Here is a 22,483-nt window from a genome sequence, read left to right as displayed (position 1 = left end):
TTTTACTGGTTATGTTTTTGTTAGTAGGCATTTTTATCATCTTTCGTTTAGACTTAAACACGAGCTTTTTGGTCTTGAATATCATGTTACTATTGTTCGGGATTTGTTCGGAAGAATTGATTCGTTTCTTTCGTTCCGCTGATATGCTAGATGCTAGGGATTATGTAAAAGTTCTCTTTTTAAAGCGTAACCGTATGGTGAAAAATCTGCTGGCAAATGAAGACACAGAACAACAGTTCTCCGAATTTCTTCACAATGAAATCCTGCAAAATGTGATTGCAATAAAAAATTTCAATAAATATAGTAGCAATCAAGTTTTTGGTGAACAGATCAATCTGGTGACAGAGGAGTTGGTTCAGCGGATTCGTGAACGGATGGATTATTATCAGCCAATGGTAGAAACAGATGAGCAGTTAGACATCCAGTATCAAGGGCTGATTAATCGGATTGTTAAGCGCTATCACGCAGAAAATGAAGTCGTCACACAGTTTCCTGTCCACTTTAGGCTTTTATCTCCTTACGATAAAATTGTCTATCGTCTGGTTGAGGAATTGGCGACCAATGCCGTTAAGTACGCTAGTGGTGGAACGATTTCTTTGAAGATTGATGTGCATGATGACGCTATTTTTATAATTTCTGAAAATGACTGCCTTCAAACAGAAAAATCCTTAGGTTATGGCTTGAAAAATATGTTTAATAAAATTAGTGTTTTAGGTGGTCAGATGCAGATTTTTGAAAATAATAAGAGATTTCGTGTAGAAATTACTCTCCCGATTGATAAGGAGTTGTGTTATGAAAATTTTGTTAATTGATGATCATAAATTATTTAGCCAAAGTATCAAGATGATTTTAGAGTTATCGGAAAACATTAAAAAGGTCCAGTTAGTGGATAATTTTTCGACTATCTCGGAGATTGCTTTTAATGACTACGACATTATTTTGATTGACATCAACCTGACGAGTCTGTATCAAGATGATGGGCTGACCTTGGCACAAGAGATTATCGACAATGGTTGTTCTAGTAAGGTTGTGATTTTGACAGGTTACAGTAAAAAAATGTATGAACACCGAGCTAAAGCTATGGGGGCTTATGGATTTCTGGACAAAAGTATGAACCCAGATGAGTTGGTGAAAAAATTGGAAAAGATTTATCTAGGTGGTAAAGTCTTTTCAGATGAAGTGATGGTAGAGGTGCTAACACCACGAGAAATCGAGATACTAGAACTGGTTAGAAATGGCTTGACCATTGATGATGTCTGTGACAAGGTCTATGTGAGTAAACGTACAGTATCAAATCACTTGGCGAATATCTTTTCAAAATTGGGGGTGACTAACAGGCAGGAGGCGATTCACATCGCTGAGCAGTTGGGCTATTTTCCACCAGATTAAAAAGTTGCAGAAGATGCAGTTTTTTTAATTTCTGTGATACTTCTTGTGTGAGTCTCTTCTTGAAAAAAACACAAAATTTTGCTAGAATGAGTCTTATGAAAACATTCTATGATGTGCAGCAATTTCTCAAACAGTTTGGCATTATTGTTTACATGGGGAAGCGCTTGTATGATATTGAACTGATGAAGCTCGAACTCTCTCGGATCTATGATGCAGGTCTGATGGACAAGTTAGACTATCTAGAGGCGGAAGCTGTTCTTCGTAGAGAGCACAAGATAGAATTAGACTACATAGAGAAAAATGGAGATAAGAACTTATGACAATTTGGATTGTTTGGGGAATCGTACTAGCGATGGCGGCATGGATGGGGTATAACTACCTTCGTATTCGTCGTGCAGCTAAGATTGTGGACAATGCAGAATTTGAAGCCTTGATTCGGAAAGGGCAGTTGATTGATGTTCGTGAAGCAGCAGAATTTCACAGGAAACATATCCTCGGAGCCCGCAATATTCCTTCAAATCAGTTGAAGTCAAGCCTTGCAGCCCTTCGCAAGGATAAACCTGTCCTTCTCTATGAAAACCAACGCGGACAACGAGTAACCAATGCAGCACTTTATTTGAAAAAACAAGGTTTCTCTGAAATTTATATCCTTTCTTATGGATTGGATTCTTGGAACGGGAAGGTCAAGACTAGCTAACATTCTGTTAAAAACTGTCTAATGGTAGATAAATCTTGCATTTTATGGTATCATCATTTATATTAAATTTAAGGAGATTTTGTAATATGAATTCACAACAAAAGAAAAAACCTTCACTTATTTTAGGTATCTTATCTATCGTCCTTGGTTTGCTTTCTCCAATAGTGGGTCTGATTTTGGGGATTATAGGATTGGTCTTGGCTTTTTCATACCAAAAAGAATCTGGACTTAACTATCAAACAGAAAAAATTCTCAACATCGTAGGACTTGTAGTTTCTGTTCTTAACTGGATTCTAGCCATCGCAATAGTTTTTAGATAAGCAATAAAAAAAGCTTCAAACCTAAAGCTTTTTTTGTTTTATCGACTCATCTCTAAATAGTTTTTTATGATTTCTAATTCCTCTGGATTCAAGGGACGGTATTGCCCTTCTGATAGCTCTGAATTTAATGTAAAATCGCCGAACTGGACTCTTTTTAAGGCAGTCACCTTGACACCAACTGAGAGGAACATTTTTTTAACCTGATGAAATTTTCCTTCTGAGATGGTAATAGAGGTATGGCTCTCTGTTGGGCTTGCGTCTAGAATTTCAAGCTGAGCAGGTTTACAGGCAGTCCCATCTAAAAAGATAATCCCATCTTTGAACTTTTGGATATGGTCTGGTGTGAGCAGTCCATTAACCTTGACTTGGTAAGTTTTATCTACATGATATTGAGGATGGAGGAGTTGAAAACCAAGAGGTCCATTGTCTGTCAAAAGGAGTAGTCCTGTAGTATCGCGGTCTAGCCTGCCTATCGCGTAGAGTTGGTCTGACTGGATATTTTTGGGGACTAGGTCCATGACGGTTGGAAGTTTCTTATCCTTGCTAGCTGTAACGACTCCGTTTGGCTTATGAAGCATGAGGTAGTTGTGCTCGTATCCTTGGATTTGCCGTCCTTGAAAGACTAGTTTTTGTAATCCAGTGTCGACATTTTGAGCGAGGGAGCTGGCTGGACAATCGTCCACTAGGATTTCTTTTTTTTGAAGTGCCTGTTTCATAGCCTTGCGACTGACCTTTTCTTGGGCTAATAATCTATCTAAACGCATACCAGCTTATCTTATCATAAGTCTCTGACTTTGAAAAGGGTTGCCTTGCCTAGAAAAGCAGAGTGAAAACATTTACACTTAGCTGAACTGTGATTTTTGGATAAGACTGTGGTATAATTGTTCAGTTAGAAATAAAAATTTAAATATTAGAGGAAATCATGACAAAATTAAGAGAAGATATCCGTAACATTGCGATTATCGCCCACGTTGACCACGGTAAAACAACCCTCGTTGACGAATTATTGAAACAATCAGAAACGCTTGATGCACGTACTGAATTGGCAGAGCGTGCGATGGATTCAAACGATATCGAGAAAGAGCGCGGAATTACCATCCTTGCAAAAAATACAGCCGTTGCTTACAATGGAACTCGTATTAATATCATGGACACACCTGGGCACGCGGACTTCGGTGGAGAAGTTGAGCGGATCATGAAAATGGTTGACGGTGTTGTTTTGGTTGTGGATGCCTACGAAGGAACCATGCCACAAACTCGTTTCGTATTGAAAAAGGCCTTGGAACAAGACCTTGTCCCAATCGTGGTTGTCAACAAAATCGACAAACCATCAGCTCGTCCAGCAGAAGTAGTGGACGAAGTCTTGGAACTCTTCATCGAGCTTGGTGCAGATGATGACCAGCTTGATTTCCCAGTGGTGTATGCTTCTGCTATCAACGGAACATCTTCCTTGTCTGATGATCCTGCTGATCAAGAAAAAACAATGGCACCAATCTTTGATACCATCATCGACCATATCCCAGCTCCAGTAGACAACTCTGATGAGCCTTTGCAATTCCAAGTGTCACTTTTGGACTACAATGACTTCGTAGGTCGTATCGGCATCGGTCGTGTCTTCCGTGGTAGTGTAAAAGTTGGAGACCAAGTTACCCTTTCTAAACTTGATGGTACAACCAAGAACTTCCGTGTTACAAAACTCTTCGGTTTCTTTGGTTTGGAACGTCGTGAAATTCAAGAAGCTAAAGCAGGTGACTTGATCGCCGTTTCAGGTATGGAAGATATCTTTGTTGGTGAAACCATTACTCCGACAGATGCCATTGAACCACTTCCAATTCTTCACATTGATGAGCCAACGCTTCAAATGACCTTTTTGGTAAACAACTCACCATTTGCAGGTCGTGAAGGGAAATGGGTAACTTCTCGTAAGGTGGAAGAACGCTTGCAGGCAGAATTGCAAACAGACGTTTCCCTTCGTGTCGAGCCTACAGACTCACCAGATAAATGGACTGTTTCAGGACGTGGAGAATTGCACTTGTCAATCTTGATCGAAACCATGCGTCGTGAGGGTTATGAACTTCAAGTATCTCGTCCAGAGGTTATTGTAAAAGAAATCGACGGTGTCAAATGTGAGCCATTTGAGCGCGTGCAAATCGACACTCCAGAAGAATACCAAGGATCTGTTATTCAAAGTCTTTCTGAGCGTAAGGGTGAAATGTTGGATATGATTTCAACTGGTAATGGTCAAACTCGCTTGGTTTTCCTTGTTCCAGCGCGTGGTTTGATTGGATACTCAACTGAGTTCTTGTCAATGACTCGTGGTTACGGTATCATGAACCATACCTTCGACCAATACTTGCCACTCATTCCGGGTGAAATCGGTGGACGTCACCGTGGTGCCCTCGTTTCCATCGATGCTGGTAAGGCAACAACTTACTCAATCATGTCGATCGAAGAACGTGGAACCATCTTTGTTAACCCAGGTACTGAGGTTTATGAAGGAATGATCATCGGTGAAAACTCTCGTGAAAATGACTTGACAGTTAACATCACTAAGGCTAAACAAATGACCAACGTTCGTTCAGCTACCAAGGACCAAACAGCGGTTATCAAGACACCTCGTATCTTGACCCTTGAAGAGTCTCTTGAGTTCTTGAACGATGACGAGTACATGGAAGTAACGCCTGAGTCAATCCGTTTGCGTAAGCAAATCCTCAACAAGGCAGAGCGCGAGAAAGCCAACAAAAAGAAAAAATCAGCTGAATAAGAGCTAGAAAGAGATAAAGATGGTCTATTTAATCATAGGGATACTCTTATTACTACTCTATGTATTTGCGACACCCCAAAGTATCAAAGGAACAGTCAACATCGTTATCTTGGTCTTTGTAGTTGTTGCACTCTTGATTTTGTTGATGTTGTCCATCTTGCAAATCTTCCAATTACCTACAGAATTCTTTGTCACAATCGCCATGCTGGCCCTAGCCTACTTTAGCTTGAGGGACATTACGCTCATGCCTGTAAAAAAGAGCAAAAGAAGATAAATAGAAAGAGAGCTATGGCTCTCTTTTTCGATGTTAGAATGAGGGTTAGAGCATTTTCGCTTAGTATTATTTCCATAAAAATGGTAAAATAGTAGGAGTAGAAATGGAGTTTGAGACATGAAAGTAATCGATCAATTTAAAAATAAGAAAGTCCTTGTTTTAGGTTTGGCTAAGTCTGGTGAGTCTGCAGCTCGTTTGCTGGACAAGCTGGGTGCCATTGTGACGGTAAATGATGGCAAACCTTTTGAGGAAAATCCAGCTGCGCAAAGTTTGCTGGAAGAAGGGATCAAGGTTGTCACTGGTGGGCATCCTTTGGAGCTCTTGGATGAAGAGTTTGCCCTCATGGTAAAAAATCCAGGGATTCCTTATAGCAATCCCATGATTGAAAAGGCATTAGCAAAGGAAATTCCAGTCTTGACGGAGGTGGAGTTGGCTTACTTGATCTCAGAAGCGCCAATTATCGGTATCACAGGTTCAAATGGGAAAACGACCACAACGACTATGATTGGAGAAGTTTTGACTGCTGCTGGACAACATGGTCTCTTGTCAGGGAATATCGGCTATCCTGCTAGTCAAGTGGCTCAAACTGCAACAGCCAAGGACACGCTTGTCATGGAACTTTCTTCTTTCCAACTAATGGGAGTTCAAGAATTCCATCCTGAGATTGCGGTTATTACCAACCTCATGCCAACTCATATCGATTACCATGGCTCATTTGAGGAATATGTAGTAGCTAAATGGAATATCCAGAACAAGATGACAGCAACTGATTTCCTTGTTTTGAACTTTAACCAAGACTTGGCAAAAAAATTGGCTACCAAAACAGAGGCTACGGTTGTTCCATTTTCAACACTTGAGAAGGTTGATGGAGCTTATCTGGAAGATGGTCAACTTTACTTCCGTGGGGAAGTGGTCATGGCAGCTGATGAAATCGGTGTTCCAGGTAGTCACAATGTAGAAAACGCCCTTGCTACCATTGTTGTAGCCAAACTCCGTGGTGTAGACAGTCAAACCATCAAGGAAACTCTTTCATCTTTTGGTGGTGTCAAACACCGTCTCCAATTTGTGGATGAAATCAAAGGTGTCAAATTCTATAACGATAGCAAGTCAACCAATATTTTGGCAACTCAAAAAGCCTTGTCAGGATTTGACAACAGCAAGGTCATCTTGATTGCAGGTGGTTTAGACCGTGGAAATGAATTTGACGAATTGGTGCCAGACATTACTGGCCTCAAGAAAATGGTCATCCTTGGTCAGTCAGCAGAACGTGTTAAACGGGCAGCTGAGAAGGCTGGTGTGACTTACGTGGATGCGACTGATATTGCAGATGCGACCCGCAAGGCCTATGAGCTTGCGGCTCAAGGAGATGTGGTTCTCCTCAGTCCTGCCAATGCCAGTTGGGATATGTATGCTAACTTTGAAGTACGTGGCGACCTCTTTATCGACACAGTAGCGGAGTTAAAGGAATAATATGAAAAAAATTGTCTTTACAGGTGGGGGGACGGTTGGACACGTTACCCTCAATCTTTTGTTAATGCCCAAGTTTATCGAAGACGGCTGGGAAGTCCACTATATCGGGGATAAGAACGGAATCGAACACCAAGAAATCCTCAAGTCAGGTTTGAATGTGACCTTCCATTCCATTGCGACAGGGAAATTGCGTCGCTATTTTTCATGGCAAAATATGCTGGATGTCTTCAAAGTTGGTTGGGGAATTGTCCAATCTCTCTTTATCATGTTACGACTTCGTCCGCAAGCTCTCTTTTCTAAAGGGGGATTTGTCTCTGTGCCGCCAGTTATCGCTGCGCGTGTGTCTGGAGTACCTGTCTTTATCCACGAATCTGACCTATCCATGGGCTTGGCCAATAAAATTGCCTACAAATTTGCAACCAAGATGTACTCAACTTTTGAGCAGGCTGCTGGTCTTGCAAAAGTCGAGCATGTAGGAGCAGTGACCAAGGTTTCAGACCAAAAAACTTCAGAGCCAGATGAATTGGTGGATATCCAAACCCACTTTAATCCAAAATTGCCAACTGTATTGTTTGTTGGTGGTTCTGCAGGAGCTCGTGTCTTTAACCAATTGGTGACAGAACATAAAAAAGAGCTGACAGAGCGCTACAATATCATTAATCTCACTGGAGATTCTAGCCTCAATGAATTGAGTCAAAATCTCTTTCGTGTTGACTATGTGACGGACTTCTATCAACCCTTGATGGAGATGGCAGATGTGGTGGTGACGCGTGGTGGTGCCAATACGATTTTTGAGCTCTTGGCTATGGCGAAACTCCATCTCATCGTACCATTGGGTCGTGAAGCAAGTCGAGGAGACCAGATTGAAAATGCAGCCTACTTTGTTAAGAAAGGTTATGCAGAAGAACTTCAAGAAAGTGACTTGACCTTGGAAAGCTTGGAAGAGAAAATCAGTCACCTGCTTAGTCACAAGGATCAATACCAAGCTAGTATGAGGGCTTCAACTGAGTTGAAATCTCTTGATGATTTTTATGCCCTACTAAGAAAAGACTTATCATAAGGAAAATCAATGTCAAAGGATAAGAAAAAAGAATCAAACCCCAAGAAAGAATTGTCTGAATGGCAGAAACGAAACCAAGAATACCTAAAGAAAAAGGCTGAGGAAGAAGCTGCCCTAGCTGAGGAGAAGGAAAAGGAAAAACAAGCTCGAAAGGAGGCCAACTCGAAACTATTGGAGGAGGCCAAAAAATCCTCGAGTCAGTCGGACGAAGAAGATACAAGTCCAAGTAAGGAACTATCCGAAAAAGAAGAAAAATCTCAAAAGGATGACTATAAAGTCAACGAAGAAAAAGAGAAGAAGAAAAAAGAAAAACTAGCCAAGCCTAAAATCGCTCCAGTTCATATTTGGCGAGCTGTGAGTATCTTAGTGCCAAGTATTCTGGTCCTCCTTCTCTCAGTCTACCTGTTGACTCCGCTCTCGACCATCAAAAATATCGAAGTTAAGGGAAATAGTAACACCCAGGCGGACGACATTAAACAGGCTTCTGGGATTCAAGACAGCGACTATACCTTAGCCCTGTTGTTGGATAAGGAAAAATATGCTGAGCGAATCAAGTCCAACCATTGGATAGAGTCAGCAAAGATTGATTATCAATTTCCAACTAACTTTACGATTGAGGTTAAGGAATTTGATATTGCTGGTTACTATGTGACAGGTGAAGACCACTATCCAATTCTGTCTAGTGGAACAATTGACTCAAGCCCTGTCAACCTTTTGAACCTGCCTGAGACTTATCTGACAGTTACCTTTAACGACGAGCAGCAGGTGAAAGAGCTGATCACGGGATTGTCTACTATCAGTGAGGATATCAAGAACCAAATCCAGAAAATCGAATTAGCGCCAAGCAAGGCAACAGCAGACCTTTTAAAAATTACCATGCTGGACACAGATGAAATATTGGTTCCCTTGTCAGAGTTAAGTAAAAAATTGCCTTATTATAGCAAAATTAAGCCACAACTAGCAGAACCGAGCTTTATTGATATGGAAGCTGGAATCTATAGTACTAGCCTAGCGGATAAACTTTTGCAAGAAGCTGAGGAAAAAGCTAAAAAAGAGGCACAGGAAGCTGAGAAGAAAAAACAGGAAGAAAAAGAAGCAGAAGAAAAGAAACAACAGCAACAACAATAAAGCCCAGTTTTTGCTTGACAAGTCCTACTATAAATAATAGAATAGTAAAAAACCTTTAAAGCAGTCCAGAGAGGCAGCTAAGGTTAGACGGTGAAAGGGTGGAGACTACCCATTTTTCGTGGAACCTTGCTGTTGGCAGGTTCCTTTTTTCGTGGCTTCTTTTGGCCAGACTCTCTCACTAGCAAAGGTAAAAGGAGAAACCTATGCGAGAACATCGTCCAGTCATTGCTCTTGATTTTCCTAGTTTTGAGGCGGTCAAGGAATTTTTAGCTCTTTTCCCAGCAGAAGAAAACCTTTATCTAAAGGTAGGGATGGAGCTCTATTATGCAACGGGTCCTGATATCGTGTCTTACTTGAAAGGTCTGGGTCATAGTGTCTTTCTGGATCTCAAGCTTCATGACATTCCCAATACAGTCAAGTCAGCTATGAAGGTCTTGTCTCAGCTTGGTGTGGATATGACCAATGTTCATGCTGCTGGTGGTGTGGAGATGATGAAGGCTGCGCGTGAAGGTCTTGGGACACAAGCCAAATTGATCGCTGTGACCCAGCTTACATCAACGTCGGAAAGTCAGATGCAGAATTTTCAAAATATCCAAACCAGCCTGCAAGAGTCTGTGATTCACTATGCTAAAAAGACAGCTGAAGCGGGCTTGGATGGTGTCGTTTGCTCGGCTCAGGAAGTGCAACTCATCAAAGAAGCCACCAATCCAGATTTTATCTGTCTGACACCGGGAATTCGTCCAGCGGGAGCTGCGGTTGGAGACCAAAAACGCGTCATGACGCCAGCGGATGCTTATCAAATCGGTAGTGACTATATCGTAGTAGGACGTCCCATTACCCAAGCTGAGGATCCTGTTGCAGCTTATCATGCTATCAAGGATGAATGGAACCAAGACTGAAATTAAAGAAATAGATTAGAAAAACAAAAGGAGAATACTATGACACTTGCTAAAGATATCGCTAGCCATCTCTTAAAAATCCAAGCCGTTTACCTCAAACCAGAAGAGCCTTTTACTTGGGCATCTGGTATCAAGTCACCGATTTACACTGATAATCGTGTGACACTAGCCTATCCAGAAACTCGTACCTTAATTGAAAATGGCTTTGTGGATGCTATCAAAGAAGCCTTTCCAGAAGTTGAGGTGATTGCAGGAACAGCAACAGCGGGGATTCCTCACGGAGCTATCATTGCTGACAAGATGAACTTGCCTTTTGCCTACATTCGTAGCAAACCAAAAGACCACGGTGCAGGCAACCAAATCGAAGGGCGGGTAGCTCAAGGTCAAAAAATGGTGGTGGTTGAAGACCTTATTTCAACTGGCGGTTCTGTTCTTGAAGCTGTAGCAGCCGCTAAACGAGAAGGAGCAGATGTGCTTGGAGTTGTAGCGATTTTCAGCTACCAATTGCCAAAAGCAGATAAGAATTTCTCAGACGCAGGTGTCAAATTGGTGACGCTGTCTAACTACAGTGAACTGATCCACCTAGCTCAAGAAGAAGGTTACATCACACCAGAAGGACTTGCTCTCCTAAAACGCTTTAAAGAAGACCAAGAAAATTGGCAAGGATAATTTATAAAAAAGACCAGACAAGTTTGAGCGAGCTTATCTGCCCAACTTTTAAAATGAAGGTCAGACTAAAGAAAAGGTCTCGATTAGTGAATTGATTTCCTCTTTTCTTCATAGTCAATTACAGTAAAACTCCTAGAACGATTGGAATATCCATCTTTCTAGGAGTTTTTTATTATGTATTTAATTGAGGTTTATTTGGAATGATTTTCATTCAAATCAGCTTTTCTTTTTAATTGATAGCTGCAAGAAGGTCGTCAGCTTGTTTTGCAAGTGATGAGTCAGCTGCTTTGTCTAGCACCAATTTTCCGTCTGCCCAAGCAGAGTCATTGACACGAGCGGCAGTAAAGTCGCCAACGACTTGTGTACGGATAAATGGCAAGAGGTCTTTGTAAATCGCAAAGAGTTGTTCGTGACCGGCATTGGCTACAGAAGAGACAGTAACAAACTTGTCTTGGAGGGCAGAAGCACTACGTGTATCAGACAAATCAATGGCACGAGAGAGCCAGTCAAGCAAGTTCTTCACTGTTCCAGGGATAGAGAAGTTATAGACTGGAGAGAAAATCCAGATGGCATCGGCAGCAAGGACAGCCTCGCGAGCAGCAGCTACAGCTGGATGAGTTGGAACTTCAAGATCTTGGCTGAAGAGAGGAACAGCTGAGTAATCAAGATAGCTAACTTTCGCTTTTCCGGCAAGTGCTTTTTCAGCTTCGAGTGCCATTTGGTGGTTGAAAGAACCTTGGCGTAGTGAACCGACGATAAATAGTACTTTTTTAGACATGATGTGTCTCCTTTAGTTTAAAATTTAAAGAGCGAACTCTTTTGTCACCATCTATGTTACAACAAATGATACTAATAAGCAATAAATGTGCTCAGCTAAGTTTACTTGTTAGGGGTGGAAAGACTTAGTTCTGAGAAAACAGTATTTGATAGACAGGCAGATATTGTATTTAATTTCAAGGGGAAAATAATCTCGGAATGTTCCTGTCTTCACTTGTAATAAAGGAAGAGAGATGGTAAAATAGACGAGTGAAACTAAGACAGAAAAAAGCAAAAAACAAGCTACTTATACAGTATGGAATCGGCATTGCTTTGGTATTACTAGTCATGACCACTTCCTTTCTTTATCTGATATCTCTCAGCATGAAACCTTATCAAGATGCGAGGGTTAAGGGAGAAAAACTGGCCAAGCAGTATGCAGAATTGGAAAAGGCAGATCAGGTTGATTTTTTTAATGGTTCGGAAGCTTATTACAGCGTTCTGGGGCATAATAAAAAACAAGAGGCCATTGCCGTGCTGATCGAAAAGAATGACCACAAGATTTACATTTATCAGCTTGATAAGGGGATTTCTCAAGACAAGGCAGCGACGATTTCGAGGGAAAAAGGAGCTAGTGACATTGATAAGATCACCTTTGGTCGCTATCAGGACAAGCCAATTTGGGAAGTTAAGTCAGGAAATCACTACTATCTAGTCGATTTTGAAACAGGAGCAGTGATCCAATAAGGAGGGCATATGAAACTATCCAAGCGTGTACTAGAAATGGAAGAAAGTGTTACTCTAGCCAGTGATGCAAGAGCTAAAGCATTAAAAGCTCAAGGAAAGGATGTTCTTTTCTTAACCTTGGGACAGCCAGACTTTCATACTCCTGAAAATATTCAGGATGCGGCGGTGGAAGCGATTCGTGATGGTCGAGCTTCCTTCTATACAGTTGCTTCAGGCCTACCAGAGTTAAAAGCAGCGGTTAATAGCTATTTTGAACGCTACTATGGGTATTCCGTAGCAGCAAACGAGGTTACCTTTGCCACAGGTGCTAAGTTCTCTCTCTACACCTTCTTTATGGCTGTGGTCAATCCAGGCGATGAGGTCATCATTCCTACACCATACTGGGTCAGTTATGGGGACCAAGTCAAGATGGCAGAAGGTGTGCCAGTCTTTGTACAGGCCAAGGAAGACAATCACTTTAAAGTAACGGTCGAGCAGCTAGAAGCAGCCCGAACAGATAAGACCAAGGTCTTGGTCCTCAATTCGCCATCGAATCCGACTGGTATGATCTACACTCGCGAGGAATTGCTGGCTATCGGAAATTGGGCTGTAGAACATGATATTCTCATCTTAGCAGATGATATCTATGGTCGCCTAGTTTATAACGGAAATGAATTTGTTCCAATCTCTAGTCTGTCAGAAGCTATTCGCAAGCAAACCATTGTTATCAACGGTGTATCTAAGGCTTATGCCATGACTGGTTGGCGGGTAGGTTATGCAGTAGGAAATCCTAAGATTATTGCTGCCATGAGCAAGCTAACAGGTCAAACAACCTCCAACCTTACTGCTGTATCACAATATGCTACCATTGAAGCCCTAACTGGGCCACAAGACTCTGTCGAAACCATGCGCCAAGCATTTGAGGAACGTTTGAATACTATTTATCCTCTTTTGTGCCAAGTACCAGGATTTGAAGTTGTCAAACCCCAAGGAGCCTTCTATCTTTTCCCAAATGTTAAAAAAGCGATGGAGATGAAGGGCTATACCGATGTGACGGACTTTACAACGGCTATTCTTGAGGAAGTCGGTCTTGCCTTGATTACAGGAGCAGGGTTTGGGGCGCCAGAAAATGTTCGTCTCAGTTATGCAACTGACTTGGACACCTTGAAAGAAGCGATTCGCCGTTTGCATCAATTTATGGAGGAAGTGTAATGATAGATCATTTCACCCTTAAGGTAAAGAATTTAGAAGTTTCTAAAGCTTTCTATCAAGCCACTTTAACTACTTTAAATTATCACCTTCAATTTGATACGGGGCAGGTCGTTAGTTTCACAGAACCGCGAAATGTGGATCCAGGTGGTGATTTTTGGCTAAGTGTTGGTCAACAAGAGCCGATGCATTTTGCCTTTAGTGCTCAAACTTGTCAAGAAGTAGATGCTTTCTATCAAGCGGCTTTGGCTGCTGGAGGAAAGGATAATGGTGCACCTGGCGAACGTAAAAATTACCATGTGGGATACTATGCGGCCTTTGTGATAGACCCAGACGGAAATAACATAGAGGCAGTTTGCCATAAAGAAGAATAGAAAAGGAAAAATAATGACAAAACGTGTAACAATTATCGAAGTAAAAGACTACGTTGGTCAAGAAGTGACCATCGGGGCCTGGGTTGCCAACAAATCAGGAAAAGGAAAAATTGCCTTCTTGCAATTGCGTGATGGAACAGCCTTTTTCCAAGGAGTTGCCTTCAAACCAAACTTTATTGAAAAATTTGGTGAAGAGGTAGGTCTTGAAAAATTTGAAACGATCAAACACTTGAGCCAAGAAACTTCTGTTTATGTGACAGGAATTGTCAAAGAGGACGAACGTTCTAAGTTTGGCTATGAGTTGGATATTACAGACATCGAAGTGATCGGTGAATCTCAAGACTACCCAATCACACCAAAAGAACACGGAACAGACTTCTTGATGGACAACCGTCACTTATGGCTCCGCTCTCGTAAGCAAGTGGCTGTGATGCAAATCCGTAACGCTATCATTTATGCAACTTATGAGTTCTTTGATAAGAACGGCTTCATGAAGTTTGATAGCCCAATTCTTTCAGGAAATGCGGCAGAAGATTCAACAGAGCTTTTTGAAACAGACTACTTCGGAACGCCAGCCTACTTGAGTCAATCAGGTCAGCTTTACCTAGAAGCAGGTGCTATGGCTCTTGGTCGTGTCTTTGACTTTGGTCCAGTATTCCGTGCTGAGAAATCAAAAACGCGCCGTCACTTGACTGAGTTCTGGATGATGGACGCAGAGTACTCATACCTGACACACGATGAGTCACTTGACTTGCAAGAAGCTTATGTAAAGGCTCTTCTTCAAGGTGTTCTAGATCGTGCGCCTCAAGCCTTGGAAACCTTGGAACGTGATACAGAGCTCTTGAAACGCTACATTGCAGAGCCATTCAAACGTATCACTTACGATCAAGCCATTGACCTCTTGCAAGAGCATGAAAACGATGCTGATGCAGACTACGAACACCTTGAGCATGGTGATGACTTTGGTTCACCACATGAAACTTGGATCTCAAACCACTTTGGTGTGCCAACATTTGTCATGAACTACCCAGCAGCCATCAAAGCCTTCTACATGAAACCAGTTCCTGGCAATCCAGAGCGCGTGCTTTGTGCAGACTTGCTTGCTCCAGAAGGCTATGGAGAAATTATCGGTGGTTCTATGCGTGAGGAAGACTATGATGCTCTTGTAGCTAAGATGGAAGAACTTGGTATGGACCGTACAGAGTACGAATTTTACCTTGACCTTCGTAAATACGGTACTGTACCACACGGTGGATTTGGAATCGGTATCGAGCGTATGGTAACTTTCGCAGCAGGTACAAAACACATCCGCGAAGCTATTCCATTCCCACGTATGTTGCATCGTATCAAACCATAAACTAGAAAAAAAGAAGATGATTTCATCTTCTTTTTTCACTTTTATCTTGCGATCTATCAGTTTTTCTAGTATAATAGTTAATTGTGAGCAAACCTCACTTACCCCTTGCAAAGACTAGGGGTCATTAGACCAAAAGGAGGAACATATCAATGGCTAAATACGAAATTCTTTATATCATTCGTCCAAACATTGAAGAAGAAGCGAAAAACGCTTTGGTAGCACGTTTTGACTCTATCTTGACTGACAACGGTGCAACTGTTGTTGAATCAAAATCATGGGAAAAACGTCGTCTTGCATACGAAATCCAAGATTTCCGCGAAGGACTTTACCACATCGTTAACGTTGAAGCTAACGACGACGCAGCTCTTAAAGAGTTTGATCGTCTTTCAAAAATTAACGCTGACATTCTTCGTCACATGATCGTCAAACTTGACGCGTAAGAAGGTAAACTATGATTAACAATGTTGTACTTGTAGGGCGTATGACACGTGACGCTGAGTTGCGTTATACCCCATCAAATGTAGCAGTTGCGACTTTTACTCTTGCAGTAAACCGTACATTCAAGAGTCAAAATGGCGAACGTGAGGCTGATTTCATCAATGTCGTTATGTGGCGCCAACAGGCTGAAAATCTTGCTAACTGGGCTAAAAAAGGCTCTCTTATCGGGATCACAGGTCGTATCCAGACTCGTAGTTACGATAACCAGCAAGGACAACGTGTCTACGTAACAGAAGTCGTGGCTGACAATTTCCAAATGTTGGAAAGCCGTAGCGTGCGTGAAGGACATACAGGTGGAGCTTATTCTGCGCCAACTGCTAGTTATACAGCACCTATACAATCAGTACCTGACTTTTCACGTGATGAAAATCCATTTGGAGCAACCAATCCGTTGGATATTTCAGATGATGATTTACCATTCTAATGGACAATTAAAACTATAAAGGAGAAAAAACATGGCTCAACAACGTCGTGGCGGATTCAAACGCCGTAAAAAAGTTGATTACATCGCAGCAAACAAAATTGAATATGTTGATTACAAAGATACTGAGCTTCTTAGCCGTTTCGTTTCAGAACGTGGGAAAATTCTTCCTCGTCGTGTAACAGGAACTTCAGCTAAAAACCAACGTAAAGTAACAACAGCTATCAAACGCGCTCGCGTAATGGCTTTGATGCCTTTCGTAAACGAAGATTAAAGAAAAAAAAGACCCCAACGGGTCTTTTTTTCACGAGCTTTGAAATGAGAAGGCGAGTCAGGTCCGAGGGACCTCTTTTTCTGATCCACCCGGGTCTTTTTTCAGATTCGATTGAACCTCTTTTTCAGACTTTTACGGGGTTCTGTTGGACAGAGCTACTTTTGACCTAGTAAGATGCTTTTTTCTTACTAGGTTATTTCTTTTTATTTTTATTATCGTGCTATAATGGTAGGAGAAAGCTTTAAAGGAGCAACTTATGAAGACGACATGTTCAATTAGGAAAATGCAAGAATCTGACATTAAAAATCTCTCTCGAGGATTTACTAGCCAAGGTTGGCCAAGTAGAGAGGAGATTTTAACTCGATACTTTAAGGAGCAGGAAAGTGGAGAGAGGGAAGTGTTAATTGCTGACCTTACCAGTGCTGTAGTGGGCTACATTACTATTTTACCTGATGCTAAGCAGGGACCCTTTGCTGGAACGGCTCCAGAACTGTCAGATTTCAATGTCTTTGAAACCTTTCAAAATCAAGGTATTGGCAATCTCTTGATAGAAGAAGCAGAAAAACGAGTAAAGCTTTTTTCGGACAAAGTGACGTTAGGTGTAGGTTTGCACTCAGGCTATGGAGCTGCCCAGAGATTGTACATGAAACGAGACTATATTCCAGATGGTTCAGGCGTTTGGTATCGAAACCAACCTTTGGAAATGAATGCCACTATTCAAAATAATGATGATTTAGTTCTGTACTTATCTAAGGAATTAGAATAAGAGATAGCGAATTTTTTGGAGATGTGGGATTTCTCTACTTTATGGTATAATGGAAAGAGTTAGATTGAAAGAGGTAGAGAGATGGATGCAAAATTAAAATACAAGGCAAAGAAGATTAAAATCGTCTTTTTTGATATCGATGATACCCTGCGTGCGTCAAAGACAGGTTTTATTCCGGATACAATTCCTACTGTCTTTAAGCAGTTGCGTGAAAAAGGGATTTTGACAGGAATTGCTTCTGGACGTGGCATTTTTGGAGTTGTTCCAGAGATTCGTGAACTCAAGCCGGACTTTTTTGTAACCTTGAATGGTGCTTATATAGAAGATAAAAAAGGAAATATTATTTATCAAAATCGAATTGAGAAGTCAGATGTAGAGGAGTACATTTCTTGGACGAAGGAAGAGGGAATTGAGTATGGCTTGGTTGGAAGTCATGACGCCAAACTCTCCACGCGAACAGAAATGATCAGTGAGGCTATTGATCCGATTTACCCGAACTTGGATGTGGATCCTGACTTCCATGAAAAAGCAGATATTTACCAGATGTGGACCTTTGAAGATAAAGGGGATGACTTGCACTTGCCAGATTCCTTGTCGGATAAACTTCGCATGGTGCGTTGGCATGAACATTCATCTGATATCGTGCCCATTTCAGGATCAAAAGCAAGTGGTGTAGCTAAGGTTGTGGAGCATCTAGGCTTGAAACCAGAAAATATCATGGTTTTTGGAGACGGTCTCAATGACTTGGAACTCTTTGATTATGCAGAAATTAGTATTGCCATGGGAGTTTCCCATGAAAAAATCAAAGAAAAAGCAGATTATACTACAAAAACAGTAGAAGAAGATGGTGTTTTTGATGCCTTAACTAAGTTTGGTTTAGTAGAAAAAGAATTGTATTTCCCACAAGTAGACATTGAAACAGTAGAAGGTCCGCTAGCGACCATTAAGACAAATCACGGAGACTTGCGTATCAAGCTCTTCCCTGAACATGCTCCTAAAACAGTAGCTAACTTTATCGCTCTTTCAAAAGATGGTTACTATGATGGCGTCATTTTCCACCGCATCATCAAGGACTTTATGATCCAAGGTGGAGACCCAACTGGTACTGGTATGGGAGGAGAATCTATCTATGGAGATGCTTTTGAAGATGAGTTTTCTGAAGAACTCTATAATGTTCGTGGGGCTCTGTCTATGGCCAATGCTGGGCCAAATACCAATAGCAGTCAGTTCTTTATCGTGCAAAACCAACACTTGCCATACTCTAAGAAAGAGATTGCGCGTGGTGGTTGGCCAGAACCAATCGCTGAGATTTATGCAGAGCAAGGCGGAACTCCTCACCTTGACCGCCGTCACACTGTTTTTGGGCAATTGGTCGATGCAGAATCTTTTGCAGTCTTGGATGCCATTGCAGCTGTTGAAACTGGTGCTATGGACAAGCCAGTTGAAGATGTAGTAATTGAAACGATTGAAATTGAGGACTAATATGAAAATTGGTGATAAGCTAAAGGGGCGTATTACAGGAATTCAGCCTTATGGTGCCTTTGTCGAATTAGAGACAGGGGTGATTGGGCTGATCCATATTTCAGAGATTCGGACAGGATTTATCGAAAATATCTATGAAGTTTTGAAAATTGGTGAAGAAGTGCAAGTTCAGGTTGTTGATTTGGACGAATTTTCAGGTAAAGCCAGTCTGTCTATTCGCACGCTGGAGGAAGAAAAACACCAACTGCCAAGACGAAGACGTTTTTCAAATGACCGTATCAAGCACGGTTTTGCTCCACTTAGCCGAATGATGCCTGTCTGGACAAGGGAAGCCCTCAACAATCTGAAAGAGAAAAACTAGTCTATTAGATTTCGTATTTTAAAATCAATATATGGAAGAACAATTATTAAAATCAGGAGAGCGCATCAACCAGCTCTTTTCGACAGATATCAAGATCATTCAAAATAGAGAAGTATTTAGCTATTCGGTGGATAGTGTTCTCTTGTCACGCTTTCCTCGCTTTCCTAAAAATGGCTTAATTGTGGACTTTTGTGCTGGAAATGGTGCAGTTGGACTTTTTGCAAGTAGTCGTACCAAGGCCAAAATTCTCTCTGTGGAGATTCAGGAGCGCTTGGCGGATATGGCTGAGCGTTCAGTTCAATTGAATGGTTTGGAAGAGCAGATGCAGGTTATCTGCGATGATTTGAAAAATATGCCTGCACACATTAAGGGAAGTAAGGTGGATATGATCTTGTGCAATCCGCCTTATTTCAAGGTGGACCCGCATTCCAATCTGAACGAGAGTGAACACTACCTCTTAGCTAGACATGAAATTACAACTAATCTAGAGGAAATCTGTCGAAGTGCTCAGAGTATTCTCAAGTCTAATGGCCGTTTGGCTATGGTTCATCGTCCAGATCGACTTTTGGATATTCTAGACATGCTTCAACGTCACAATTTGGCACCTAAGCGCCTGCAATTTGTCTATCCTAAACGAGAGAAGGAGGCAAATATGCTCTTAATCGAAGCTATCAAGGATGGATCGACGAGTGGCTTCAAGGTCTTGCCACCACTCATTGTTCACAATGATGATGGTTCCTATACGCCAGAAATTCAAGAGATTTACTATGGATCATAAGGCTTATATGTACGTGGTGGAGTGCCGTGACGGTTCTTACTATACTGGTTACACGACAGACGTGAAGAAACGCCTTGCCGTTCATAATAGTGGAAAGGGAGCCAAATATACTCGAGCTCGCTTGCCAGTCAAACTCATCTATGTAGAGGGCTGTGCTAGCAAGGAAGAAGCCATGTCAGCAGAGGCTCTCCTCAAACGTAAGAAAAGACCGCAGAAAGAACGATTTCTATCCGAAAATCAAGAGAAAAATCTAGTTAACGATATTGGCTCTTTGTCAACTGTAGTGGGTTGATAAAGAGTCTAAAAAAATCGATTAGCTAAGTCTAGTCGATTTTTTTACTAGTGTAAAAAGTGGATTGAGGTGATAAAGATGAATACTATTCAAGAAATTTATGAAAAATGGCATGAATATGCTAAGGGAAGAGATACAGAAGCATTGATTTCATTATATGCAGAGGACGCTATTTTTGAAAGCCCTTTAGTGCCAGCTATTCTAGATACAACAAACGGCGCTTTGGAAGGGAAAACTGCTATTCGTCATTTTTTAGAAGAAGGTACCAAACGTCGTCCTAATGAACTCGTGAAGTGGTTCCGAACGGGTGAATATCTAACGAATGGAGACATTTTAATGTGGGAGTATCCAAGGATAACAGATAATGGAGAACAAATTGATATTCTTGAGGTCATGGAAATTGAGGAAGGCTTGATTCATAAACATAGGATATATTGGGGCTGGAAGGGATGTATGATGCTAAGTTCGACTTTATCTAAGTTGCTGAAATAGTTTTATTTGACATGAATTATCTTTTTTGTGCTACAATGTAATACAAAAGATAAGTAGAAAACAAATGAGTACAGTGACAGTTAGATTAAATCAAGAGGAAGAAGAATTTTTTAAAAGTTATGCTCAATTTACTGGTCGAAGTCTTTCTAGTTTGTTTAAAAAGTCACTCAAACGTACCATAGAGGACGAATATGACTTAAAACTCTATTATCAGGCTTATAAAGATTACCAGGAAGAGCCTGAAACGATTTCACATGCTGATTTTAAGAAAGAATTAGGATTGTAGTATGTATCATGTTCACTATTCTAAAAGAGCGCAGAAGCAAATTAAAAGGTGGATCCAAATTCTAATCTGAACGAGAGTGAACACTACCTCCTAGCAAGACACGAAATCGCGACTAACCTAGAAGAAATCTGCCGAAGTGCTCAGAGTATTCTCAAGTCTAATAGGCGTTTGGCCATGGTTCATCGTCCAGATCGCCTTTTGGATATTCTAGACATGCTTCAACGCCACAATTTAGCACCTAAGCGCCTGCAATTTGTCTATCCTAAACGAGAAAAGGAAGCAAATATGCTCTTAATTGAGGCTATAAAGGATGGATCGACGAGTGGCTTCAAGGTCTTACCATCGCTCATTGTTCACAATGATGATGGTTCCTATACGCCAGAAATTCAAGAGATTTACTATGGATCATAAGGCTTATATGTACGTGGTGGAGTGCCGTGACGGTTCTTACTATACTGGTTATACGACAGATGTGAAGAAACGTCTTGCCGTTCATAATAGTGGTAAGGGGGCCAAGTATACCCGAGCTCGCTTGCCAGTCAAACTCATCTATGTAGAGGGTTTTGCCAGTAAGGAAGAAGCCATGTCTGCCGAAGCTCTCCTCAAACGAAAGAAACGTCCACAGAAAGAACGATTTTTATCCGAAAATCAAGATAAAAATCTAGTCAACCATATTGATGTCTAACGAGGAGTCTTTTGGCTCCTCTTACTTTTGTCAAAAGAGGAAAAAAGTGCTACAATAAGATGAATAAATTTAAAGAGGTATTATCATGTCTAAGATTCTAGTATTTGGTCACCAAAATCCAGACTCAGATGCCATCGGGTCATCTGTAGCCTTTGCTTACCTTGCAAAAGAAGCTTATGGATTGGACACAGAAGCGGTTGCTCTCGGTACTCCAAACGAAGAAACAGCCTTTGTGTTGAACTATTTTGGTGTAGAAGCACCACGCGTCATCACATCTGCTAAAGCAGAAGGTGCAGAGCAAGTTATCTTGACTGACCACAATGAATTCCAACAATCAGTGTCAGATATCGCTGAAGTAGAAGTTTACGGAGTAGTGGATCACCACCGTGTGGCTAACTTTGAAACTGCAAGTCCGCTCTACATGCGTTTGGAACCAGTTGGATCAGCTTCATCTATTGTTTACCGCATGTTCAAAGAACATGGTGTAGCAGTTCCTAAAGAGATTGCAGGTTTGATGCTTTCGGGTTTGATTTCAGATACCCTTCTTTTGAAATCACCAACAACGCACCCAACAGATAAGGTTATTGCTCCTGAATTGGCAGAATTAGCAGGTGTGAACTTGGAAGAGTACGGCCTCGCGATGCTGAAAGCTGGTACAAACTTGGCTAGTAAATCTGCTGAAGAATTGATTGATATCGACGCTAAGACTTTTGAACTCAACGGAAATAAGGTCCGTGTTGCCCAAGTAAACACAGTTGACATTGCTGAAGTCTTGGAACGCCAAGCTGAAATCGAAGCTGCAATGCAAGCTGCCAACGCAGCAAACGGCTACTCAGATTTTGTTTTGATGATTACAGATATTGTGAACTCAAACTCAGAAATTTTGGCTCTTGGATCAAACATGGACAAGGTTGAAGCTGCCTTCAACTTTAAACTTGAAAACAACCATGCCTTCCTTCCAGGTGCCGTTTCACGTAAGAAACAAGTGGTGCCACAGTTGACTGAAAGCTTTAATGGCTAATAGCCTGAGTGATGATTGAAATGTGGAAACACTTG

30 protein-coding genes and 1 pseudogene are annotated in these 22,483 nt (G+C 41.4%); 29 read left to right on the top strand and 2 right to left on the bottom strand.

The window, feature by feature from the left end; all coding sequences use genetic code 11:
• Nucleotides 1-83: 83 nt before the first annotated feature.
• The 5 genes from DF216_RS10920 (at nucleotide 84) to DF216_RS02205 (ending at nucleotide 2,406) form a co-directional block, all read left to right on the top strand.
• On the top strand, nucleotides 84-812 hold the full coding sequence (locus tag DF216_RS10920) for an ATP-binding protein (protein WP_240659311.1): 729 nt from the start codon (nucleotides 84-86) through the stop codon (nucleotides 810-812).
• Nucleotides 793-1,389: a response regulator transcription factor gene (locus tag DF216_RS02220; RefSeq protein WP_050390095.1), complete on the top strand. Its 597-nt coding sequence runs from the start codon at nucleotides 793-795 to the stop codon at nucleotides 1,387-1,389. Before DF216_RS10920 ends, DF216_RS02220 begins: the two co-directional genes overlap by 20 nt.
• 47 nt (nucleotides 1,390-1,436) lie before the next feature.
• Nucleotides 1,437-1,709: a YqgQ family protein gene (locus DF216_RS02215; protein ID WP_164978985.1), complete on the top strand. Its 273-nt coding sequence runs from the start codon at nucleotides 1,437-1,439 to the stop codon at nucleotides 1,707-1,709.
• Nucleotides 1,706-2,086, top strand: a complete 381-nt coding sequence (locus DF216_RS02210) for a rhodanese-like domain-containing protein (RefSeq protein ID WP_129325822.1) — start codon at nucleotides 1,706-1,708, stop codon at nucleotides 2,084-2,086. Before DF216_RS02215 ends, DF216_RS02210 begins: the two co-directional genes overlap by 4 nt.
• Before the next feature lie 86 nt (nucleotides 2,087-2,172).
• Nucleotides 2,173-2,406, top strand: a complete 234-nt coding sequence (locus tag DF216_RS02205; protein WP_129325821.1) for a DUF4190 domain-containing protein — start codon at nucleotides 2,173-2,175, stop codon at nucleotides 2,404-2,406.
• A gap of 38 nt (nucleotides 2,407-2,444) precedes the next feature.
• Here DF216_RS02205 and DF216_RS02200 read toward each other — a convergent pair whose 3' ends face one another.
• Nucleotides 2,445-3,170: a pseudouridine synthase gene (locus DF216_RS02200; protein WP_129325820.1), complete on the bottom strand. Its 726-nt coding sequence runs from the start codon at nucleotides 3,168-3,170 to the stop codon at nucleotides 2,445-2,447.
• Nucleotides 3,171-3,328: 158 nt separating this feature from the next.
• On the opposite strand from DF216_RS02200, the gene typA reads away from it, so the two are divergent.
• From typA to pyrE, 7 genes are all read left to right on the top strand, one after another.
• A complete protein-coding gene (typA, locus tag DF216_RS02195) occupies nucleotides 3,329-5,170 on the top strand; it encodes a translational GTPase TypA (protein WP_129325819.1) in 1,842 nt (613 codons plus the stop codon).
• A gap of 19 nt (nucleotides 5,171-5,189) precedes the next feature.
• Complete coding sequence (locus DF216_RS02190) at nucleotides 5,190-5,444, top strand: DUF3165 family protein (protein WP_000262660.1); 255 nt, start codon at nucleotides 5,190-5,192, stop codon at nucleotides 5,442-5,444.
• Nucleotides 5,445-5,561: 117 nt separating this feature from the next.
• Entirely contained in the window at nucleotides 5,562-6,914 is a 1,353-nt protein-coding gene (murD, locus tag DF216_RS02185) for a UDP-N-acetylmuramoyl-L-alanine--D-glutamate ligase (RefSeq protein ID WP_129325818.1), read from the top strand.
• Nucleotide 6,915: 1 nt separating this feature from the next.
• Entirely contained in the window at nucleotides 6,916-7,974 is a 1,059-nt protein-coding gene (locus DF216_RS02180) for a UDP-N-acetylglucosamine--N-acetylmuramyl-(pentapeptide) pyrophosphoryl-undecaprenol N-acetylglucosamine transferase (protein ID WP_129325817.1), read from the top strand.
• Nucleotides 7,975-7,983: 9 nt separating this feature from the next.
• Nucleotides 7,984-9,102 carry a cell division protein FtsQ/DivIB gene (locus DF216_RS02175; RefSeq protein ID WP_129325816.1) on the top strand — a complete coding sequence of 373 codons (1,119 nt, stop codon included), beginning with the start codon at nucleotides 7,984-7,986 and terminating at the stop codon, nucleotides 9,100-9,102.
• Nucleotides 9,103-9,305: 203 nt separating this feature from the next.
• Complete coding sequence (pyrF, locus tag DF216_RS02170) at nucleotides 9,306-10,001, top strand: orotidine-5'-phosphate decarboxylase (protein ID WP_129325815.1); 696 nt, start codon at nucleotides 9,306-9,308, stop codon at nucleotides 9,999-10,001.
• A gap of 39 nt (nucleotides 10,002-10,040) precedes the next feature.
• Complete coding sequence (gene pyrE / locus DF216_RS02165; RefSeq protein WP_129325814.1) at nucleotides 10,041-10,670, top strand: orotate phosphoribosyltransferase; 630 nt, start codon at nucleotides 10,041-10,043, stop codon at nucleotides 10,668-10,670.
• Nucleotides 10,671-10,899: 229 nt separating this feature from the next.
• On the opposite strand, the gene DF216_RS02160 is transcribed toward pyrE, so the two are convergent.
• Complete coding sequence (locus tag DF216_RS02160) at nucleotides 10,900-11,448, bottom strand: NAD(P)H-dependent oxidoreductase (protein ID WP_129325813.1); 549 nt, start codon at nucleotides 11,446-11,448, stop codon at nucleotides 10,900-10,902.
• A gap of 248 nt (nucleotides 11,449-11,696) precedes the next feature.
• Between DF216_RS02160 and DF216_RS02155 the strand changes: the two genes are divergently transcribed.
• From DF216_RS02155 to DF216_RS02075, 17 genes and pseudogenes are all read left to right on the top strand, one after another.
• Complete coding sequence (locus tag DF216_RS02155) at nucleotides 11,697-12,173, top strand: cell wall elongation regulator TseB-like domain-containing protein (protein ID WP_129325812.1); 477 nt, start codon at nucleotides 11,697-11,699, stop codon at nucleotides 12,171-12,173.
• A gap of 9 nt (nucleotides 12,174-12,182) precedes the next feature.
• Complete coding sequence (locus tag DF216_RS02150) at nucleotides 12,183-13,364, top strand: pyridoxal phosphate-dependent aminotransferase (protein ID WP_129325811.1); 1,182 nt, start codon at nucleotides 12,183-12,185, stop codon at nucleotides 13,362-13,364.
• On the top strand, nucleotides 13,364-13,735 hold the full coding sequence (locus DF216_RS02145; protein WP_129325810.1) for a VOC family protein: 372 nt from the start codon (nucleotides 13,364-13,366) through the stop codon (nucleotides 13,733-13,735). The genes DF216_RS02150 and DF216_RS02145 overlap by 1 nt, the downstream gene beginning before the upstream one ends.
• 13 nt (nucleotides 13,736-13,748) lie before the next feature.
• Complete coding sequence (gene asnS / locus DF216_RS02140) at nucleotides 13,749-15,092, top strand: asparagine--tRNA ligase (protein WP_129325809.1); 1,344 nt, start codon at nucleotides 13,749-13,751, stop codon at nucleotides 15,090-15,092.
• Nucleotides 15,093-15,241: 149 nt separating this feature from the next.
• Nucleotides 15,242-15,532: a 30S ribosomal protein S6 gene (rpsF, locus tag DF216_RS02135; RefSeq protein ID WP_001151782.1), complete on the top strand. Its 291-nt coding sequence runs from the start codon at nucleotides 15,242-15,244 to the stop codon at nucleotides 15,530-15,532.
• An 11-nt stretch (nucleotides 15,533-15,543) separates the two neighbouring features.
• Nucleotides 15,544-16,014 carry a single-stranded DNA-binding protein SsbA gene (gene ssbA / locus DF216_RS02130; protein ID WP_129325808.1) on the top strand — a complete coding sequence of 157 codons (471 nt, stop codon included), beginning with the start codon at nucleotides 15,544-15,546 and terminating at the stop codon, nucleotides 16,012-16,014.
• A 31-nt stretch (nucleotides 16,015-16,045) separates the two neighbouring features.
• Nucleotides 16,046-16,285 (top strand): 30S ribosomal protein S18, encoded by a 240-nt coding sequence (gene rpsR, locus DF216_RS02125; RefSeq protein ID WP_000068664.1) that lies wholly within the window; start codon nucleotides 16,046-16,048, stop codon nucleotides 16,283-16,285.
• A 256-nt stretch (nucleotides 16,286-16,541) separates the two neighbouring features.
• A complete protein-coding gene (locus DF216_RS02120) occupies nucleotides 16,542-17,051 on the top strand; it encodes a GNAT family N-acetyltransferase (RefSeq protein ID WP_129325807.1) in 510 nt (169 codons plus the stop codon).
• A gap of 81 nt (nucleotides 17,052-17,132) precedes the next feature.
• Nucleotides 17,133-18,533 (top strand): bifunctional Cof-type HAD-IIB family hydrolase/peptidylprolyl isomerase, encoded by a 1,401-nt coding sequence (locus DF216_RS02115; protein ID WP_129325806.1) that lies wholly within the window; start codon nucleotides 17,133-17,135, stop codon nucleotides 18,531-18,533.
• 1 nt (nucleotide 18,534) lies between these two features.
• Nucleotides 18,535-18,894: a S1 RNA-binding domain-containing protein gene (locus DF216_RS02110; protein ID WP_084971639.1), complete on the top strand. Its 360-nt coding sequence runs from the start codon at nucleotides 18,535-18,537 to the stop codon at nucleotides 18,892-18,894.
• Nucleotides 18,895-18,925: 31 nt separating this feature from the next.
• Nucleotides 18,926-19,672, top strand: coding sequence for a tRNA1(Val) (adenine(37)-N6)-methyltransferase (locus DF216_RS02105; RefSeq protein ID WP_084971641.1), 747 nt, complete (start codon nucleotides 18,926-18,928; stop codon nucleotides 19,670-19,672).
• Nucleotides 19,662-19,964 carry a GIY-YIG nuclease family protein gene (locus DF216_RS02100; protein ID WP_129325805.1) on the top strand — a complete coding sequence of 101 codons (303 nt, stop codon included), beginning with the start codon at nucleotides 19,662-19,664 and terminating at the stop codon, nucleotides 19,962-19,964. The genes DF216_RS02105 and DF216_RS02100 overlap by 11 nt, the downstream gene beginning before the upstream one ends.
• A gap of 78 nt (nucleotides 19,965-20,042) precedes the next feature.
• Nucleotides 20,043-20,456, top strand: a complete 414-nt coding sequence (locus DF216_RS02095; RefSeq protein WP_129325804.1) for a nuclear transport factor 2 family protein — start codon at nucleotides 20,043-20,045, stop codon at nucleotides 20,454-20,456.
• A 64-nt stretch (nucleotides 20,457-20,520) separates the two neighbouring features.
• Entirely contained in the window at nucleotides 20,521-20,742 is a 222-nt protein-coding gene (gene relB, locus DF216_RS02090; protein WP_129325803.1) for a type II toxin-antitoxin system RelB family antitoxin, read from the top strand.
• Nucleotides 20,743-20,787: 45 nt separating this feature from the next.
• Nucleotides 20,788-21,153: pseudogene (locus DF216_RS02085) on the top strand (tRNA1(Val) (adenine(37)-N6)-methyltransferase); the annotation flags it as partial.
• On the top strand, nucleotides 21,143-21,427 hold the full coding sequence (locus DF216_RS02080; protein WP_129325802.1) for a GIY-YIG nuclease family protein: 285 nt from the start codon (nucleotides 21,143-21,145) through the stop codon (nucleotides 21,425-21,427). The pseudogene DF216_RS02085 and the gene DF216_RS02080, both read left to right, overlap by 11 nt.
• Nucleotides 21,428-21,512: 85 nt before the next feature.
• Nucleotides 21,513-22,448 (top strand): manganese-dependent inorganic pyrophosphatase, encoded by a 936-nt coding sequence (locus tag DF216_RS02075; RefSeq protein WP_084933749.1) that lies wholly within the window; start codon nucleotides 21,513-21,515, stop codon nucleotides 22,446-22,448.
• Nucleotides 22,449-22,483: the final 35 nt, after the last annotated feature.

This window comes from Streptococcus oralis (assembly GCF_004127215.1).
GTDB classification, from domain to species: domain Bacteria; phylum Bacillota; class Bacilli; order Lactobacillales; family Streptococcaceae; genus Streptococcus; species Streptococcus oralis_BD.
Note: the sequence above shows the minus strand (reverse complement) of the source record. Positions and strands in the feature narration are given on the sequence as shown.

Excerpts from the sequence above, each read along its gene's own strand:
- murD (WP_129325818.1), top strand. The coding sequence starts at position 5,562 with ATGAAAGTAATCGATCAATTTAAAAATAAGAAAGTCCTTGTTTTAGGT.
- ssbA (WP_129325808.1), top strand. The coding sequence starts at position 15,544 with ATGATTAACAATGTTGTACTTGTAGGGCGTATGACACGTGACGCTGAG.
- DF216_RS02190 (WP_000262660.1), top strand. The coding sequence starts at position 5,190 with ATGGTCTATTTAATCATAGGGATACTCTTATTACTACTCTATGTATTT.
- relB (WP_129325803.1), top strand. The coding sequence starts at position 20,521 with ATGAGTACAGTGACAGTTAGATTAAATCAAGAGGAAGAAGAATTTTTT.
- DF216_RS02220 (WP_050390095.1), top strand. The coding sequence starts at position 793 with ATGAAAATTTTGTTAATTGATGATCATAAATTATTTAGCCAAAGTATC.
- DF216_RS02145 (WP_129325810.1), top strand. The coding sequence starts at position 13,364 with ATGATAGATCATTTCACCCTTAAGGTAAAGAATTTAGAAGTTTCTAAA.
- DF216_RS02100 (WP_129325805.1), top strand. The coding sequence starts at position 19,662 with ATGGATCATAAGGCTTATATGTACGTGGTGGAGTGCCGTGACGGTTCT.
- typA (WP_129325819.1), top strand. The coding sequence starts at position 3,329 with ATGACAAAATTAAGAGAAGATATCCGTAACATTGCGATTATCGCCCAC.
- DF216_RS02210 (WP_129325822.1), top strand. The coding sequence starts at position 1,706 with ATGACAATTTGGATTGTTTGGGGAATCGTACTAGCGATGGCGGCATGG.
- DF216_RS10920 (WP_240659311.1), top strand. The coding sequence starts at position 84 with ATGTTACTATTGTTCGGGATTTGTTCGGAAGAATTGATTCGTTTCTTT.
- DF216_RS02175 (WP_129325816.1), top strand. The coding sequence starts at position 7,984 with ATGTCAAAGGATAAGAAAAAAGAATCAAACCCCAAGAAAGAATTGTCT.
- DF216_RS02150 (WP_129325811.1), top strand. The coding sequence starts at position 12,183 with ATGAAACTATCCAAGCGTGTACTAGAAATGGAAGAAAGTGTTACTCTA.
- DF216_RS02180 (WP_129325817.1), top strand. The coding sequence starts at position 6,916 with ATGAAAAAAATTGTCTTTACAGGTGGGGGGACGGTTGGACACGTTACC.
- rpsR (WP_000068664.1), top strand. The coding sequence starts at position 16,046 with ATGGCTCAACAACGTCGTGGCGGATTCAAACGCCGTAAAAAAGTTGAT.
- DF216_RS02110 (WP_084971639.1), top strand. The coding sequence starts at position 18,535 with ATGAAAATTGGTGATAAGCTAAAGGGGCGTATTACAGGAATTCAGCCT.
- DF216_RS02095 (WP_129325804.1), top strand. The coding sequence starts at position 20,043 with ATGAATACTATTCAAGAAATTTATGAAAAATGGCATGAATATGCTAAG.
- DF216_RS02160 (WP_129325813.1), bottom strand. The coding sequence starts at position 11,448 with ATGTCTAAAAAAGTACTATTTATCGTCGGTTCACTACGCCAAGGTTCT.
- asnS (WP_129325809.1), top strand. The coding sequence starts at position 13,749 with ATGACAAAACGTGTAACAATTATCGAAGTAAAAGACTACGTTGGTCAA.
- rpsF (WP_001151782.1), top strand. The coding sequence starts at position 15,242 with ATGGCTAAATACGAAATTCTTTATATCATTCGTCCAAACATTGAAGAA.
- DF216_RS02120 (WP_129325807.1), top strand. The coding sequence starts at position 16,542 with ATGAAGACGACATGTTCAATTAGGAAAATGCAAGAATCTGACATTAAA.
- DF216_RS02200 (WP_129325820.1), bottom strand. The coding sequence starts at position 3,170 with ATGCGTTTAGATAGATTATTAGCCCAAGAAAAGGTCAGTCGCAAGGCT.
- pyrF (WP_129325815.1), top strand. The coding sequence starts at position 9,306 with ATGCGAGAACATCGTCCAGTCATTGCTCTTGATTTTCCTAGTTTTGAG.
- DF216_RS02115 (WP_129325806.1), top strand. The coding sequence starts at position 17,133 with ATGGATGCAAAATTAAAATACAAGGCAAAGAAGATTAAAATCGTCTTT.
- DF216_RS02105 (WP_084971641.1), top strand. The coding sequence starts at position 18,926 with ATGGAAGAACAATTATTAAAATCAGGAGAGCGCATCAACCAGCTCTTT.
- DF216_RS02080 (WP_129325802.1), top strand. The coding sequence starts at position 21,143 with ATGGATCATAAGGCTTATATGTACGTGGTGGAGTGCCGTGACGGTTCT.
- DF216_RS02075 (WP_084933749.1), top strand. The coding sequence starts at position 21,513 with ATGTCTAAGATTCTAGTATTTGGTCACCAAAATCCAGACTCAGATGCC.
- DF216_RS02205 (WP_129325821.1), top strand. The coding sequence starts at position 2,173 with ATGAATTCACAACAAAAGAAAAAACCTTCACTTATTTTAGGTATCTTA.
- pyrE (WP_129325814.1), top strand. The coding sequence starts at position 10,041 with ATGACACTTGCTAAAGATATCGCTAGCCATCTCTTAAAAATCCAAGCC.